The 15,477-nt window shown below is 73.7% G+C and carries 14 protein-coding genes; 5 read left to right on the top strand and 9 right to left on the bottom strand.

What is annotated here, in order from left to right:
* The first annotated feature begins 6 nt into the window (after positions 1-6).
* Complete coding sequence (gene fbaA / locus ACGFI2_RS13435; protein WP_393515435.1) at positions 7-1,029, top strand: class II fructose-bisphosphate aldolase; 1,023 nt, start codon at positions 7-9, stop codon at positions 1,027-1,029.
* A gap of 31 nt (positions 1,030-1,060) precedes the next feature.
* On the opposite strand, the gene ACGFI2_RS13430 is transcribed toward fbaA, so the two are convergent.
* Entirely contained in the window at positions 1,061-2,272 is a 1,212-nt protein-coding gene (locus tag ACGFI2_RS13430; RefSeq protein WP_393515432.1) for an LOG family protein, read from the bottom strand.
* Positions 2,273-2,532: 260 nt separating this feature from the next.
* Here ACGFI2_RS13430 and ACGFI2_RS13425 point away from each other — a divergent pair, with 260 nt between their 5' ends.
* On the top strand, positions 2,533-2,961 hold the full coding sequence (locus ACGFI2_RS13425) for a DUF3151 domain-containing protein (protein WP_393515429.1): 429 nt from the start codon (positions 2,533-2,535) through the stop codon (positions 2,959-2,961).
* Positions 2,962-3,010: 49 nt separating this feature from the next.
* Here the strand turns inward: ACGFI2_RS13425 and ACGFI2_RS13420 are convergent, their stop codons facing one another.
* Together ACGFI2_RS13420 and ACGFI2_RS13415 are read right to left on the bottom strand one after the other, a co-directional pair.
* Positions 3,011-4,987 carry a chromosome partitioning protein gene (locus tag ACGFI2_RS13420; protein ID WP_393515426.1) on the bottom strand — a complete coding sequence of 659 codons (1,977 nt, stop codon included), beginning with the start codon at positions 4,985-4,987 and terminating at the stop codon, positions 3,011-3,013.
* Positions 4,988-5,063: 76 nt separating this feature from the next.
* Positions 5,064-6,062: a diacylglycerol kinase family protein gene (locus ACGFI2_RS13415; protein WP_393515423.1), complete on the bottom strand. Its 999-nt coding sequence runs from the start codon at positions 6,060-6,062 to the stop codon at positions 5,064-5,066.
* 122 nt (positions 6,063-6,184) lie between these two features.
* Here ACGFI2_RS13415 and ACGFI2_RS13410 point away from each other — a divergent pair, with 122 nt between their 5' ends.
* Positions 6,185-7,474: an adenylosuccinate synthase gene (locus ACGFI2_RS13410; protein ID WP_393515420.1), complete on the top strand. Its 1,290-nt coding sequence runs from the start codon at positions 6,185-6,187 to the stop codon at positions 7,472-7,474.
* A gap of 107 nt (positions 7,475-7,581) precedes the next feature.
* Entirely contained in the window at positions 7,582-8,829 is a 1,248-nt protein-coding gene (gene purD / locus ACGFI2_RS13405; protein WP_393515417.1) for a phosphoribosylamine--glycine ligase, read from the top strand.
* 14 nt (positions 8,830-8,843) lie between these two features.
* Here purD and ACGFI2_RS13400 read toward each other — a convergent pair whose 3' ends face one another.
* The 3 genes from ACGFI2_RS13400 to ACGFI2_RS13390 all read right to left on the bottom strand — a co-directional run bounded on the left by ACGFI2_RS13400 (position 8,844) and on the right by ACGFI2_RS13390 (position 12,219).
* Entirely contained in the window at positions 8,844-10,409 is a 1,566-nt protein-coding gene (locus tag ACGFI2_RS13400) for an AMP-binding protein (RefSeq protein WP_393515414.1), read from the bottom strand.
* A gap of 140 nt (positions 10,410-10,549) precedes the next feature.
* Positions 10,550-11,764, bottom strand: a complete 1,215-nt coding sequence (locus ACGFI2_RS13395; protein WP_393515411.1) for an acyl-CoA dehydrogenase family protein — start codon at positions 11,762-11,764, stop codon at positions 10,550-10,552.
* A 2-nt stretch (positions 11,765-11,766) separates the two neighbouring features.
* Positions 11,767-12,219 carry an SCP2 sterol-binding domain-containing protein gene (locus ACGFI2_RS13390; protein WP_393515408.1) on the bottom strand — a complete coding sequence of 151 codons (453 nt, stop codon included), beginning with the start codon at positions 12,217-12,219 and terminating at the stop codon, positions 11,767-11,769.
* Positions 12,220-12,298: 79 nt separating this feature from the next.
* On the opposite strand from ACGFI2_RS13390, the gene ACGFI2_RS13385 reads away from it, so the two are divergent.
* Positions 12,299-12,937 carry a TetR/AcrR family transcriptional regulator gene (locus tag ACGFI2_RS13385; protein ID WP_393515405.1) on the top strand — a complete coding sequence of 213 codons (639 nt, stop codon included), beginning with the start codon at positions 12,299-12,301 and terminating at the stop codon, positions 12,935-12,937.
* A gap of 13 nt (positions 12,938-12,950) precedes the next feature.
* Here ACGFI2_RS13385 and ACGFI2_RS13380 read toward each other — a convergent pair whose 3' ends face one another.
* Genes ACGFI2_RS13380 through ACGFI2_RS13370 form a run of 3 tightly spaced genes read right to left on the bottom strand, consistent with a single transcriptional unit; the run spans position 12,951 to position 15,472 of the window.
* Complete coding sequence (locus tag ACGFI2_RS13380; protein ID WP_393515402.1) at positions 12,951-13,232, bottom strand: hypothetical protein; 282 nt, start codon at positions 13,230-13,232, stop codon at positions 12,951-12,953.
* Between the two features lie 24 nt (positions 13,233-13,256).
* Positions 13,257-14,516 (bottom strand): adenylosuccinate synthetase, encoded by a 1,260-nt coding sequence (locus ACGFI2_RS13375; RefSeq protein WP_393515399.1) that lies wholly within the window; start codon positions 14,514-14,516, stop codon positions 13,257-13,259.
* Positions 14,513-15,472, bottom strand: coding sequence for a hypothetical protein (locus ACGFI2_RS13370; protein WP_393515396.1), 960 nt, complete (start codon positions 15,470-15,472; stop codon positions 14,513-14,515). The genes ACGFI2_RS13375 and ACGFI2_RS13370 overlap by 4 nt, the downstream gene beginning before the upstream one ends.
* Positions 15,473-15,477 lie beyond the last annotated feature (5 nt).

Raw genomic sequence — 15,477 nt, 5'->3', positions numbered from 1 at the left:
TTCGACATGCCCATCGCTTCCCCCGAGGCTTACGCGGAGATGCTGGACCGGGCCAAGGCCGGCCGGTACGCGTACCCCGCGATCAACGTGACCTCCTCCCAGACGCTGAACGCGGCGCTCAAGGGCTTCGCCGACGCGGAGAGCGACGGCATCATCCAGGTCTCCACCGGCGGCGCGGAATACCTGTCCGGTCCGTCGATCAAGGACATGGTGACCGGCGCGACGGCGTTCGCCGCGTACGCGCACGAGGTGGCCAAGAAGTACCCGGTGACCGTCGCTCTGCACACCGACCACTGCCCGAAGGACAAGCTGGACAAGTTCGTCCGGCCGCTGATGGCCATCTCCCAGGAGCGGGTCAAGAACGGCCAGGAGCCGCTGTTCCAGTCGCACATGTGGGACGGCTCGGCCGTGCCGGTGGCGGAGAACCTGGAGATCGCCGAGCAGCTCCTCACCGAGGCCGCCAAGGGCAAGATCGTCCTGGAGATCGAGGTCGGCGTCGTCGGTGGCGAGGAGGACGGCGTCGAGAACGCCATCAACGACAAGCTCTACACCACCGTCGACGACGGCCTGGCCATGGTCGAGGCGCTCGGCCTCGGTGAGAAGGGCCGCTACATGGCGGCGCTGACCTTCGGCAACGTGCACGGCGTCTACAAGCCGGGCAACGTCAAGCTCCGCCCCGAGGTGCTCAAGCAGATCCAGGACGCGGTCGGCGCCAAGTACGGCAAGGAGAAGCCGCTCAGCCTGGTCTTCCACGGCGGCTCCGGCTCGCTGCTGTCGGAGATCCGGGAGGCGCTTGACTACGGCGTGGTGAAGATGAACATCGACACCGACACCCAGTACACGTTCTCCCGCCCGGTCGCGGACCACATGTTCCGCAACTACGACGGCGTGTTGAAGGTCGACGGCGAGGTCGGCAACAAGAAGCTGTACGACCCGCGCGTCTGGGGCAAGGCCGCCGAGGCCGGCATGGCCGCCCGCGTGGCCGAGGCCTGCGAGCACCTGCGTTCCACCGGCACCCGGATGAAGTAAGCGAAAGGAGGGGCCCCCGGGGCCCCTCCTTTCACCTCACCAGGAGGGCGACGGCCTCGCGCACGTCGTCGGTGAGGTGGATCGTGCGGGACAGGTCGCCGAACGGGGAGCTGGCGAAGAGCGGCCCCAACAGCGACTCCACCGGCAGCTCGTTGGTCCAGAAGGCCCGGTCCAGGAAGACGTACGCGCCGCTGGCCCCGTCGGTGCCGTAGAACGTCTTGGTCGCCGCCTGGAACACCTCCTGCACGGTGCCGGCCCGGCCGGGCGCGAACACGATCCCGCCCCGGGCCAGCCGCAGGATGGTGTCCTCCCGGATGGCGTTGGAGAAGTACTTCGCGATCCGGCCGGCGAACAGGTTCGCCGGTTCGTGGCCGTACAGCCAGGTCGGGATGGCCAGGCCGCCGGAACGGGCCCACTCGGTGCCGGGCGCCGCCGGCCGGGGCGTGGGCAGCGACGGGCCGTCCGCGTACCGCTTGCGTACCGCCAGCGCCGCCGCCGTGTAGTGGTCGTGGTCGGTGAAGTCCGGCGCGGCGGCCAGCACGTCGATCGCGGCGGACAGTTCCTCGGCCGGCCAGGCCGCGAGGAACGCGCCCAGGTTCGCCGCCTCCATCACGCCCGGGCCGCCGCCGGTCACCACCAGGCGGTCGGCCCGCGCCAGCTCCCAGCCCAGCACCGCCGCCATCCGGTACGCGGCGCTGCCGCGCGGCACCGCGTGCCCACCCATCACGCCCACCACGGACTGCGGCCCGTGCACGGCCAGCCACGAGCGGGTGGCGTCGGCCAGCGCGTTGTCCACGCCGTGGTCGTGCAGCCGCTGGCCGAGCGCCTCGCGTACGTCGGGCAGCGCGCCGCCGTGCGCCCGGAAGTGCGCGTACACCCGGGTGTCGTACATCTCGGTGAACCCGCCCTCGACGAAGCCGGCGGCGAGGTCGTCGGCGGTGTAGAGGTGGGACGGCTGGGTCGGGTAGGGCAGCCCGGAGAACGGCGGGACCACGTTGGCGCCCCGGCGGACCAGGTCCGCGCCCACCTCGCGGTCGGCGAACCGGCAGCCCACGAAGAGGGTGCCGGCGACGTCGACGGCGCGCAGGTCGGGGACCGGGTCCAGGTCGAGACGGAGGCCCTGCACGGTCAGGCCGGCGAGGGTCCCCTCGGCCAGCCGCCGGTCGAACTCGACACGGGTCTCGACTTCGTCGACGTGGTGGGCGTGCGGCTCGATGACGTCCGCGGGCGGTGGGGTCGGCACCGGATCATCCTGCCCCGACCCGGCAACCTCGCAAACCCGGGCGGTACGGGCAGGAGCCCGGCGGCACGCCGCCGGGCTCCTGCGTAACCGGTTCCTGGGGAGGCTCCGGATCTGTAGTTGTAGTGCAAGAACCATGGCGGCGGCATGGGCCGCGGGTACGTGTGCTTCCGCCGCAGGCGTGACGAAACCCTCAGCCGTTCAGCCGACCGGTCGGCCGGACCCCCTCGCGCGGCCGGGGGCGAAGCGGGTTGAATGGGGCGATGCAGAACCTGTTGCCTGAGCCACCGGCCACCCTGCTCCCCGTCTCCGAGGAGGCCGACGCCGCGCTCGCCGCCGCCGTCGAGCAGGACGCCGATGACGCGTACGCCGAGGTCGCGGCCCGCTTCCCGACCTACAGCGCGGCCTGGGCGGCGCTGGCCGGCCGCGCGCTCACCGCGGGCCAGGTCGTCCCGGCGTACGCGTACGCCCGCACCGGTTACCACCGGGGCCTCGACCAGCTGCGCCGCAGCGGCTGGAAGGGGCACGGCCCGGTGACCTGGTCGCACGTGCCCAACCAGGGCTTCCTCCGCTGCCTCTACGTGCTCTCCCGGGCCGCCGACGAGATCGGCGAGGCGGACGAGGCGGCCCGCTGCGCCCAGTTCCTCCGCGACTGCGACCCGGCCGCCGGGGACGCGCTGGCCAGCGACTGATCCTGTCGGCGACGGCCGACCCCGCTGCGGGCCGGCCGTCGCGCCCGTCCTACAGCCCTTCCGCCACCGACGCGGCGATCTTCAGCCAGGCGTCACGGGTGGCGGCGGAGAGCTGGCCGTAGCGCAGCGGCTCGCCGGTGTCGATGAGCCGCTCGTACGGCGCCAGCAGCACCGCCCGGGTGCGGGCGGCGAAGTGGGCCTGGATGGCCGGCAGGTCGATCTCCTTGCGGGACGGCGGCATCGAGACCACCGTGACGGCCTGCCGGACCAGCCGCTGCCGGCCGCTCTGCTCCAGGTGGTCGAGCATCCGGGCGGCGGTCTCGGCCGAGTCGTTCCGCGCCGACATGGTCACCACCAACTGGTCGGTCGCGTCCATGGCGGCCTGCCAGTTCTGCGCCCGGACGTTGTTCCCGGTGTCCACGAAGATCAGCTTGTAGAAGCGGCTGACCACCTCGCGGATCTCCGCGAACGCGGCGGCGGTCAGCATCTCGCCGCCGGTCGCCGACTCGTCCGAGGCGAGCACGTCGAACATCCCCTCGCCCTGCGAGCGGACGTACTGCGACAGGTCGCCGACCCGGCCGTGCGGGCCCTGGAACTGGGCCAGGTCGCGCAGCATGTCCCGCACCGTGCGGGCGTGGAAGTCCTGCTGCGCCCGCATCCCGAGGGTGCCCTGGGTCTCGTTGTTGTCCCAGGCCAGCACGTATCCGCCACGCTTCTGGCCGAACGTCATGGCGAGCAGCAGGATGGCCACCGTCTTGCCGGCCCCGCCCTTGGGGTTGACCACGGTCACCTGGCGCAGCCCGCCGAAGTTGCGGCGGACCATCTCGATGTCGCGCTTCATCTCCTGCTCGTGGCGGCCGGGCGCGAGCCGGACCAACCCCGTCCGGTTGACCACCGCGCGGACGCCCATGGTGGCCACCGGGTCGACCGGCCGGGCCTGCCGCCGACGGGCGAAGTCCTCGGCGGTCGGGGGTACCGCCTGCTGCGGCGTCCACCCCGGCTCCGGGTACACCCCGGGCGGCAGGGCGGGCGGCTGGGGCGGCGCCTGCGGGGCGGACGCCTGCGGGGACTGCGCCGGCCCGCCCGGCTGGATCGGTCCGTTCTGTTGCGCCGGCCCGCCCGGCTGGGGCGCCCCGGTCTGCTGCGGCCATCCCGGTGGGTACCAGCCCGGCTGACCGGCCTGGCCGGGTTGCGGCGGGTAGGTGACCGGCGGGTAGGCCGCCCCGTTGCCGTACGGCTGCTGCTGCATGGGCACGCCCGGCGACGGCGGGAACGGGCCGAGCCGGGGCGGCGCCTCGTCGGCGGGCACGTCCGGCCCCGCTGCTTGATGCGGACCGTCGACCCGCGCCGTGCCGATCGAGGTCGGACCGTCCACGGGCGTCGGGCCGATCGACGTCGGACCGTCGACGGGCGTCGGGCCGGCCGGCGCGGAGCCGGCGACCGGTCCGGCGCTCACCTCGCCGGGGCCGCTGACGGTCGGCTGGCTCGGTACGTGGGGGTGGGCCGGCGTTCCGGGGGCAGTCGCCGGGACGGGACCCGTCGAGCCGGCGCCGTCGGCCGTGGCGCGCTGCGGCGGCTGTGCCCACGGCGACGCGGCTCGCCCGTTCGCCGGGGCGTCGCCGCCGGCTGCCTGCGCCGAGGCGATGTCGGGGCCGTCCTCGCGGGCAGCGGCGGCGCCGGGGACGACGGCGCGCTCGCGCGTGGCCGCCGGGCCGGGCGTGGTCGGCTCCGGGACGTGGCCGGAGGCCGCCTGCGCCGGGCCGACCTGCGGCGGCACCGGGCTCGGCTGCGGCGGCGGCACCGGGCTGGCCTGCGGCGACGGTGCCGGGGTGACCTGTGGCGACGGCACGGGGGCGTCGGCGGACGGGAGGGGCCAGGGCGGTACGGCCGGCTGGGCCGGAGCCGCCCACGGCGGGGCGGTCACCACCCCGTCGATGTCCTCGGGCGGCCAGAGCGGTTCGACGTCCCGCTCCGGCACCTGCGGTCGGCCCGGCACGGGGGTTCGGTCGTCGTTCTCATGCACCACGCGGTTCCTCCCCATCCCTCCCGCCGAGGATAGGCGGTCCGGCCAGCCGGTCGAGCCGGGTACGGATCGATCGCGGTCAGCCCGCCCAGACCGCCCAGGCTCCCGGCTCGGTCCACCAGGACCGCTTCCGGCTCAACTCGCCCTCGACGCCGTCGTCGAGGAACGGCACCTTCTCGTCGCGGGGCACGACCGCCACCGCCCGGCCCCGGGCCCGGCGTACCTCGAGCCGCACCCTCTTCCGGCCCAACGCGGATCGGGTGACCACGGGCACGGCCACGCCCACCGCCAGTCGGCCGTCCGCCGGATCCGGGTCGGCCAGCAGGGCCACCTCGCCGAGGCGCGCGTACCCGCCGGCGTTGCCGATCGCGCAGGCGCTGATCGGCTCGCTGCCGTCGCTCAGCACCGTGCCGTCGACCTCGACCCGGGCCCGCCAGTGCAGCGGCCGGCCGGCCTCGTCGGCCGCGCCGAGCAGCGCGCCGTCCAGCGTCACCGAGCCGCCGTCGTTGCGCAGCAGGTCGAGCCGGCGCGGCGTACCGTCCAGCACCGCCGCGGCCACCGCCGCCGGGTCGCGCGGCAGCCCGAGCTGCGCGGCCAGGTCCCGCGCCGACCCGGCCCGGGCCGGATCCAACGGGAGTACGCCCACCGGGGGCAGGTCGGGCAGCGTCCGGTTCCCGGCCAGGTCCGCCGGGCGGCGGCTCGGCGGCGGAGCGTACCGGCGGACCAGCCGGCGCAGCACGGCGCGCAACTGACCGTCACTGGCCGTCGCGACGACCAGCCGGGTCTTGCCGTCGGGATCCGGCCAGGCGAGGCCGTCGGCGCGGGGCGGCCCGTCCAGGCGGGCCAGCACCTCGTCGATCTCCGCGTCCGACCGGGCGGTCACCGTGGTCACCCGGGCACCCCGGGCGGTCAACGCGTCCGCGCAGGCCAGCACCGGTACGCGCGGGGTCTCGCAGCGTTCGGCGTCGGGCGTGGCGGCGGTGTCGTCCGCGCCGCCGCAGCAGGCTCCGCCACCGCCGCAGCCCCCACCGGGAGCGTCCCGCCCCGAGCCGAGGGTGAGCAGCACCACGTCGTACACGAAGGAGCCTCCTGCTTCTCGACGAACCCCTGCCGGTCCCGCCGTCACTACTTGTTAGCCTGACACCCCGGGCTCGCTGACCGGTCGCCACCTGGCACCCGAGCCTTCTGGAGGCGGAGAAGATGCCAGCGATCGTGCTCCTCGGCGCCCAATGGGGCGACGAGGGCAAGGGCAAGGTTACCGACCTGCTGGGTGAGCGGGTCGACTACGTCGTGCGCTACTCCGGCGGCAACAACGCCGGCCACACGGTGATCACGCCGGACGGCCAGAAGTACGCGCTGCACCTGATGCCGTCGGGCGCGCTCTCACCGAGCGCGATGATCGTCATCGGCAACGGCGTGGTGGTCGACCCGAAGGTGCTGCTGCAGGAGATCGACGGGCTCGCCGAGCGCGGCGTGGACGTGTCCCGGCTGCGTATCTCCGGCGACGCGCACCTGATCATGCCGCACCACCGGGCGCTGGACCGGGTGGTCGAGCGCTACCTGGGCAGCGCCCGCATCGGCACCACCGGCCGGGGCATCGGCCCGGCCTACGGTGACAAGGTCGCCCGGATGGGCATCCGGCTCCAGGACCTGCTCGACCCGGGCATCCTGCGCAAGAAGCTGGAACTGGCGCTGCGCGAGAAGAACCAACTGCTGTTCAAGATTTACAACCGCAAGGCGATCGACGTCGAGGAGACCGTCGAGGAATACCTCCAGTACGCCGAGCGGCTGCGGCCGTACATCGCCGAGACCCGGGTGATGCTCTGGGACGCGCTGGACCGCGGCGAGACCGTGCTGCTGGAGGGCGCCCAGGCCACCATGCTCGACATGGACCACGGCACCTATCCGTTCGTCACCTCGTCGAACCCGACCGCCGGCGGCGCGTGCGTGGGCGCGGGCATCCCGCCGACCGCGATCACCAAGGTCATCGCGGTGAGCAAGGCCTACACCACCCGGGTGGGCGCGGGCCCGTTCCCCACCGAGCTGTTCGACGACAACGGCCGCCACCTGGTCAAGATCGGCCACGAGTACGGCACCACGACCGGCCGGGAGCGCCGGGCCGGCTGGTTCGACGCCGTGGTGGCCCGTTACGCGTGCCGCCTGAACGGCGTGACCGACCTGGTCGTCACCAAGCTGGACGTGCTCACCGGCCTGGCCAAGGTGCCGATCTGCGTCGGGTACGAGATCAACGGCGAGCGCTTCGACGACATGCCGATGACGCAGACCGACTTCCACCACGCGACGCCGATCTACGAAGAGCTGGACGGCTGGTGGGAGGACATCACCAAGGCCCGCACCGAGGACGAGCTCCCGGAGAACGCGCGACGCTACATCGCCCGGATCGAGGAGCTCACCAACACCCGCGTGAGCGTGGTCGGAGTAGGCCCGGGCCGAGAGGAAAACGTCCTCCGCCACCCCCTCCTCCCCTAACCCCCCAACCCTGTTGATCAAGGAGTTCGCGTCGGCGCGAACGACAATGTGGGACGCGAACTCCTTGATCGACAAGGCGGGGGTGGTGGTCAGTAGGATGCTGGGTCGTGCGGGTTCTTCTTGTGGGTGGTGGCGGGCGGGAGCATGCTCTCGCGCTCGGATTGGTCGCGGATCCGTCGGTCGAGGCGCTGGTCGCGGCGCCGGGTAATCCCGGGATCGCCGAGGTCGCCTCGCTGCGGGAGGTGACCCCGACCGATCCGGCGGCCGTGGCCGCGCTCGCCGTCGAGGTCGCGGCGGACCTGGTGATCGTCGGTCCCGAGGCGCCGCTGGTGGCCGGCGTCGCCGACGCGGTACGCGCCAAGGGCATCGCGGTGTTCGGTCCGGGCGCGGAGGCGGCCCGGCTGGAGGGCTCGAAGACGTTCGCGAAGGACGTGATGACGGCGGCCGGTGTGCCGACCGCGCGCGCGTACACCTGCACCGACGCGGCGGCCGTGGCGCGGGCGCTGGACGAGTTCGGCGCGCCGTACGTGGTGAAGGACGACGGGCTCGCCGCCGGCAAGGGCGTGGTGGTCACCGACGACCGGGCGGTCGCCGAGCGGCACGCGGCCGAGTGCGGCCGGGTGGTGATCGAGGAGTACCTGTCCGGTCCCGAGGTCTCGCTCTTCGTGGTCACCGACGGTGAGGCGGCCCTGCCGTTGCTGCCCGCGCAGGACTTCAAGCGGGTCGGCGACGGTGACACCGGGCCGAACACCGGCGGCATGGGGGCATACTCGCCGCTGCCGTGGGCCCCGCCGGGCCTGGTCGACGACGTGATGCGCGACGTGGTGCACCCGACGCTGGCCGAGCTGCGCCGCCGGGGCACCCCGTTCTCCGGCCTGCTCTACGTGGGCCTGGCGATCACCCCCGCCGGTCCGCGCGTGATCGAGTTCAACGCGCGCTTCGGCGACCCGGAGACCCAGGTGGTGCTGGCTCTGCTGGAGACGCCGCTGGCCGGGCTGCTGCACGCCGCCGCCACCGGCTCGCTGGGCGCGCACCCGCCGCTGCGGTGGCGCGACGGCGCGGCGGTCACCGTCGTGGTGGCGGCCGAGGGTTACCCGCAGCGCCCGCGTACCGATGATGTGATCACCGGCGCGGACCGCGCCGGGATCATCCACGCCGGCACCCGCCGGGACGCCGACGGCACGTTGCGCGCCGCGGGCGGCCGGGTCCTCTGCGGTACGGCGACCGGTGCGGACCTGGCCGCCGCGCGCGAATCCGCCTACGAGCTGGTACGCGGTGTCGAGCTGGCCGGCGCCCACCACCGCACCGACATCGCGGCGGCGGCGGTGGACGGCCGGATCACGATCCCCGGCTGACCGGCCGACGCCGGTCAGCCGAAGTAGCGGCGCAGCTCCCGGGCGAGCACCTTCCCGGTGGCGTTGCGCGGCAGGTACTTGACGAAGACCACGTCCCGGGGCACCGAGAAGCGGGCCAGGTAACGCCGGACGTACTCGCGGACCGCCTCCGGGTCGAGCGTCTCGCCGGGGTGCAGCGCCAGGAACGCGGCCAGCCGCTGCCCGTACTCCGGGTCCGGCACACCGATCACCGCCACCTCACGGACCTGCGGCAACCGGGCGACCAGATCCTCCACCTCGGAGGGGAAGACGTTCTCCCCGCCGGAGACGATCATGTCGTCGGCCCGCCCGTCGACGAAGAGCAGGCCGTCCGGGTTCAGCCGGCCGAGGTCGCCGGTGTCCAGCAGGCCGTCGCGGCTCTCCCGGACGGCGCCCGAGGTGTAGCCCTCGAAGAGCATCTCGTTGCCCACGAAGATCCGCCCGACCTGGCCGGCGCGGACCGGCCGACCGGCGTCGTCCAGGATCTCCAGTCGGGTGCCGTGCGGCGGCCGGCCGGCGGTGGTGGGCGCGGCACGCAGCTCGGCCGGGCCGGCGATGGACGCCCAGGAGACCTCGGTGGAGCCGTAGAGGTTGTAGAGCACGTCGCCGTAGCGGTCCATGAAGGCCGTGGCCAGGTTGCCCGGCAGGGCGGAGCCGCTGACCGCGGCGACCTTGAGCGGCGGCCGGGGCTGCGGCGGCGCGACCTCCATGAGCCGTTGCAGCATCACCGGTACGGCGAAGAGCGCGTCGCACGGTTGCGCGGCCAGCGCGGCCAGGGTGGCGGCCGGGTCGAAGCGGCGGTGCAGCACCACGGTGGCGCGCAGCGCGAACGAGACCTGGAGGGCCGCGTACCCCCAGGTGTGGAAGATGGGCGCGGCGATCATGACGACGTCGCGCGCGTGCAGCGGGATCCGGTCGATGATGGACACCAGCGGGCCGAAGCCGTGCGGGGTGGGTCGGCGGGCGCCCTTGGGCGTGCCGGTGGTGCCGGAGGTCAGCACGATGGTCCGGCCGTCGCGCTCCGGCGGCTGGAGCTTGTCGCCCGGCACGGCGCCGGCGATCAGCTCCTCCTGCCGCCGCTCGTCGACCCGGTGCAGCTCGGCCGGGAGGCCGAGGACGCGGTCGGCGAACTCGGCGTCGTGCACCAGCGCGCGCAGGCCCTGCTCCTCGGCGACGGTGACCAGCTGCGCCGCGGAGAGACCGGTGTTGACCAGGACGGCGTCTGCGCCGAGCAGCATCGACGCGACGATCGCCTCGATCAGGCCGTGGTGGTTGCGGCAGAGCAGGCCCACCCGGTCGCCGGCCTGCACGCCGAGGCCGGAGCGCAGGGAGCGAGCCAGCCGCTCGGACCGGTCCAGCAGTTCCCGGTAGGTGAGCGAGGCGCCGTGTTCGTCCACGACGGCGACCCGCCCGGGGTCCCGGGCGGCAGCCTGGCGTAGTTCGCCGGCGAGGCTCCAGCCCCACCGGCGCAGCGCGTTGAGCTGCGAGGCCACCCGGATCGGGCGGCCCGGGGTGAGCAGTCCGCGTCGGGTCAGCGTGGCGACGATGAACGGCAGGTCCAAGGCGCAACCTCCTTCGCGTTCGTGGTCTCCCGATCATGCCTCCGGCCGGTGCGGCCGGTGCGGCCGGTGCGCAGAGGGGCCCGACCCGCGACGGGGATGCCCGGCACGGCGTGCCGTCGCGGGTCGGGGTCCGGCGGCGATCAGCGGATCTGCATCCCGGAGATGGCCCGGGAGATGACCAGCCGCTGGATCTCTGAGGTGCCCTCGAAGATGGTGTAGATCTTGGCGTCCCGGTACCACCGCTCGACCGGGTGGTCGCGCAGGAAGCCCGCCCCGCCGAGGAGCTGGACCGCCCGGTCGGTCACCGAGACGGCCACCTCGCCGGCCTTGAGCTTGGACATCGAGCCCTCGCCGGCGGTGAACGGCCGGTTGTTGCGGCCCATCCAGGAGGCCCGCCAGACCAGCAGCCGGGCCGCGTCGATCTCCATCTTCATGTCGGCGAGCGCGAACGCGACCGCCTGGTTCTCGATGATCGGCCGCCCGAACTGCACCCGGTTCTTGGCGTAGTCGAGCGCGTACTCGTAGGCGGCGCGGGCCACGCCGAGCGCCTGCGCGCCGACGGTCGGGCGGGACAGCTCGAACGTCCGCATCGCCGCCTGACCGGAGGCGCGCTGGCCGGCGCGGGCCCGGGCCAGCCGCTCGTCGAGGGCGTCCTTGCCCCCGAGCAGGCAGCGGCCCGGCACCCGGACGTCGTCGAGGAAGACGTCGGCGGTGTGCGAGGCGCGCAGCCCGAGCTTGCGCAGCTTGCGGGTGGCGTTGAGGCCGGGCGTGCCCGGCGGTACGACGAACGCGGCCTGCCCGCGTGAGCCCAGCGCCGGCTCGATCGAGGCGGTGACCACGTGCACCCCGGCGATGCCACCGTTGGTGGCGTACGCCTTCTGGCCGTTGAGCACCCACTCGTCGGTGGCCTGGTCGTAGACGGCGCGGGTCCGCATCGACCCGACGTCGGAGCCGGCCTCCGGCTCGCTGGTGCAGAACGCGGCGACGGCCGGCTGGTCGACGTCGCCGAAGCACTGCGGCACCCATTCGACGAGCTGGTCGGGGGTGCCGGCGCCGTAGATCCCGGCGACCGCGAGGGCGGTGCCGAAGATGCTCAGGCCGATGCCGGCGTCACCCCAGAAGAGTTCCTCGCTGGCGATCGGCAGCGAGAGGCCGGTGGGGTCGGCCCAGCAGGTGGCGAGGAACTCGAACCCGTACAGGCCGACCTTCGCCGCCTCCTGGATGACCGGCCAGGGAGTCTCCTCCCGGGCGTCCCACTCGGCCGCGGCCGGGCGCACGACCTCGGCCGCGAAGCCGTGCACCCAGTCGCGAAGGTCCCGCTGCTCCTCGTTCAGGTCGAGCGAGAACTCAGCCATGGTCAGGCCTTGGGGATGTCGAACAGGTTGGCGATGTTGGCCGCCAGGCCCAGGTCGCCCTTGGCCTTCAGCTTGCCGGTCATGAACATCATCACCGGGTTGCCGCCGCCGGAGACGATCTTCAGGAACTCGACCGGGCCCATGGTGAGGCTGAGCTTCGGGTCCCGGGTCGGGGTCTCCGAGACGGTGCAGGTGCCGTTCTCGATGACGATCTCGTAGGTGTCGGTGCCGCCGTCCGGACGGCCGGTGATGTTCCAGTGGATGACCGCGTTGGTGGAGCCGGCGCGGTCGGCGCGGAACAGCGTGGGCATCCGGTTGAAGACCTCGCTGAGGATCTTGCCGCGCGCCTCACCGGACATGATCTCGGCGATCTTGTCGTCCGGCGTGGACTTGACCAGCTGCGCGAACTCCTTCGGGCCGACGTTCGCGAAGTTGGCCGGGTCGAAGTCAGTCATGGGGGAATGCACCTCTCGGGCGGGGCCGACTTTGGTTACTCTCGCGTAACCCTACGCACGAGTAGGTATGCTCGCAAGGGTGTCCAGCCCACCGACCTTCAAGCGCCTGCCCCGGGCCGTACGCGAGCAGCAGATGCTCGACGCGGCTGTCAAGGTCTTCTCCCGGCGCGGCTTCCACGCGGCCAGCATGGACGAGATCGCCGACGACGCCGGCATCTCCAAGCCGATGGTCTACGCCTACCTCGGCACCAAGGAGGAGCTCTTCGTCGCCTGCCTGCACCGCGAGGGCACCCGGATGATGGAGGCCATCGCCGGGGCCGCCGCCCCCGAACTCCCCGCCGACGAGCGGCTCTGGCGCGGGCTGCGCGCGTTCTTCGGCTTCGTCGGCGCACACCGGGACGGCTGGGCGGTGCTCTACCGGCAGGCGCGCGGCTCCCAGCCGTTCGCCGCCGAGCTGGCCACCATGCGCGGCCGGCTGGTCGAGGTGGTCGCCGAGATGCTCGACCACGCGCTGCGCGCCTCCGGGCGCGAGGTCGGCGCCACCGACCTGGAGGTGGTCGCGTACGCGCTGGTCGGCGCCACCGAGTCGCTGGCCGACTGGCTCGCCGACCACCCCGAGGCCGACGCCGAGAAGACCGCCACCCGGATGATGAACGTCGCCTGGCTCGGCGCCGACCAACTCCTGCGCGGCATCACCTGGCGCCCCGCCTCGGAGTAAGGAGGGGCCCCTCTTAACGCCTTCGGTAGCGGCGGGGCCCCCTGTTAACAGCCGCGCCGCGCCGCGGCCCGGGCGCGCGCCCGGCGGCGGGCCCAGCGGCCGGCCTCGAACAGCCCGGTGACGGCCCCGCCACCAGGTTCGGCGCTCCGCCCGCCGCGAAGACCCCGGCGGTGATCACCACGGTCTCACCCGGCACCGCCGGGAAGGACGCGTCGACGGCGGTGACCGCAATGATCACCAGATACACCCACGGCGACGTCACCGTCTGGTGCAGCAGGTCGAGCACGTCCCCCATGCCCCCATGCTCGACGTTGGGGTGTTAAGCGGGGCCCCTTCCTGTACAAAATGCGTTAACAAGGGGCCCCGCCTTCTCCTCCGCCGTGGCGCCGTGCGAGGTGAGCAGCACGGGCGCGCCGAGCGCCTCCTCGACCGCCGCCGCCCAGTCGGTCGGCGCCTCGTCCAGCACCGGCCGCGCAAGCATCAGCCGCCCGGTCAACGCGGCCTGCCGCTCCAGGTCCCCGGCCCGGCCGGGCACAAGACGGTCGAGCCCGGCGTACCGGTGACAGATCCGCAGCCAAGGACCGGCCAGGTCGAGGTGGGTCAGCGCCAGCCCGTCCACGCCGCCGGCCGCCTCCAGCGCGTACCGGTGGGCGACCGCGTCGAAGTGCCCGAACCGGAACCGGCCCTGCCAGGCGTTCGTGGGGTTGCGCGGGTCGGTGAACGGCAGCGCCGGGTCCTCGGTGACCAGCGGCCCGGGGCCGTGCCGGGTGGTGGTCACCCGCAGCACCCCGAGCCGCTGCGCGGCGCCGGCCATCCCGGCCTCGGCGAGCAGCGTCTCGGCGTTGGCGAACGTCGTGGTGCTCCACGTGGTGTACGGGTGGAAGCCGTGCCACTCGTCCAGCAGCACCCCCTGCGCGCCCTCGAAGACACAGGTGCCGTTGCGCAGCGCCCCGGCCAGCCAGCTCCGGTCGACGATCGCGACCCGGTCGGCGAAGGCGGCGTACGCCGGCAGGCAGTCGGCGACCGGCGGCGCGTCCAGCGGCCCGAGTTCGGCGGTGAGCCGGTCGCGCAGCGCGGCCAGCCGGCGGCGCAGCACCGCCGGGCGGCGGCAGTCGGCCACCCGGGGCGCCTCGTCGGGGTGGGCGAGGCCGTACGCGACGGCCTCGCCCACCCCCAGCCCGCAGGAGCCGTGCCGGTCGGCACCCCGGGCGATCTCCCGGGCCCGGTTGGCGGCCCGGTGGTACGGGGTGGCCAGCAGCGCCTCCCCGTCCACGGTCAACCGGTCGAGCGCGTCGGGCACCCCGACCGCCGCGAGGTGGTCGGCCTCGGCGGCCAGCGCCAGCGGGTCCACCACCACGTGCCGCGCCAGGTGCGTCCGTACGCCGGGGCGGAACGTCCCGGCGCCGAACTGCGCGAACGTGTGCTGCCGTCCGTCGCGCAGCACGACGTTGTGCGCCGCCTGCGCGCCCCCGTTGAACCGGACGACGGTGTGCACCGGGCGGGTGGCGCAGAGCAGGTCGACGACCGTGCCCTTGCCGGCGTCGCCGTAGCCGAGGTCGACCACCATCACGTGGTTCACAGCCGGGTGACCCCGCTCTCACCGTCGGTCGGGGTGAACGGCAGCGCCGCCACCGCCCGCCGGTCACCGCCGAGGCGGGCGAGCGCCCGGGAGACGGTACGGGTGGCGGTCGAGCCGGTCCGGGCCAGGTCGTCCAGGCCGGCGTCCAGGTCGATGGCCTGTTCGCCGAGGCCGACGGTGAGCGCGATGGTCTCGCAGACCGCGTCCAGGTCGTCCAGCTCGACCGCGTTCTGCCCGAGCAGGCCGCGCCAGAAGTCGAGCACCTTGCGGTTGCCCGCGTAGTGACTGCCGGCCGGCAGCAGGTAGTAGGTGTCCCAGCGGGCGGTCACCTCGTCCACGACCTGCCGGATCGGCAGGTCCTCGGCCAGTTCGTCACCGATCAGCCGGGCCACCTCACGGGCCTTCAACCGGGGGTACGCCAGCTCGTCGCCGATGACGAACAGGTAGCCGCGCCGGCCCCGCTTGGCCCAACTGTCGGTGACCGTGTGCCGGGCCATGAAGTGCAGCGCCAGCTCGTACGACTCCATCATCTGCCCGCCCCCGCCGCCTTCCAGCACGATGCGGCCGAGGTCGTCGTCCATCCGGTTGTCGGACTCGAACTGCCCGATCTGCAGTGGCACCCGGTCGCAGGTGGCGTCGCCGATCGCGCCGAACATGACCTGCGGGTCGCGGGCGTACCCCTGGCGCTGGAGCAGGCCGAGCAGTTGCGGCAGCTTGCCCTGCAGCACCCGGGGCACGTGGCCCATCGAGCCGGTGACGTCGAAGAGCACCGCGATCGGTGTCGACTGCGGGTGTTCGGCGGAGTCGCGGCTCTCCCGCGTCGCGCCGCGCGGGTCGAGCGCGGGGTGCACGGTCCGCGCCCCGCTGTCGCTGTAGGAGAAGGCGCTCCGGCCGGTCTTCCGCCGGTAGCGGTCGGCGGCGTCGTACACGTCGGTGGACCAGATTCCGCTGCCCATGGCAG

The organism is Micromonospora sp. NPDC049282 (genome assembly GCF_043197045.1).
In the GTDB taxonomy this organism is placed as follows: domain Bacteria; phylum Actinomycetota; class Actinomycetes; order Mycobacteriales; family Micromonosporaceae; genus Micromonospora.
Note: the sequence above shows the minus strand (reverse complement) of the source record. Positions and strands in the feature narration are given on the sequence as shown.

Excerpts from the sequence above, each read along its gene's own strand:
- fbaA (WP_393515435.1), top strand. The coding sequence starts at position 7 with ATGCCCATCGCTTCCCCCGAGGCTTACGCGGAGATGCTGGACCGGGCC.
- ACGFI2_RS13425 (WP_393515429.1), top strand. The coding sequence starts at position 2,533 with ATGCAGAACCTGTTGCCTGAGCCACCGGCCACCCTGCTCCCCGTCTCC.
- ACGFI2_RS13410 (WP_393515420.1), top strand. The coding sequence starts at position 6,185 with ATGCCAGCGATCGTGCTCCTCGGCGCCCAATGGGGCGACGAGGGCAAG.
- ACGFI2_RS13395 (WP_393515411.1), bottom strand. The coding sequence starts at position 11,764 with ATGGCTGAGTTCTCGCTCGACCTGAACGAGGAGCAGCGGGACCTTCGC.
- ACGFI2_RS13390 (WP_393515408.1), bottom strand. The coding sequence starts at position 12,219 with ATGACTGACTTCGACCCGGCCAACTTCGCGAACGTCGGCCCGAAGGAG.
- ACGFI2_RS13380 (WP_393515402.1), bottom strand. The coding sequence starts at position 13,232 with ATGGGGGACGTGCTCGACCTGCTGCACCAGACGGTGACGTCGCCGTGG.
- ACGFI2_RS13370 (WP_393515396.1), bottom strand. The coding sequence starts at position 15,472 with ATGGGCAGCGGAATCTGGTCCACCGACGTGTACGACGCCGCCGACCGC.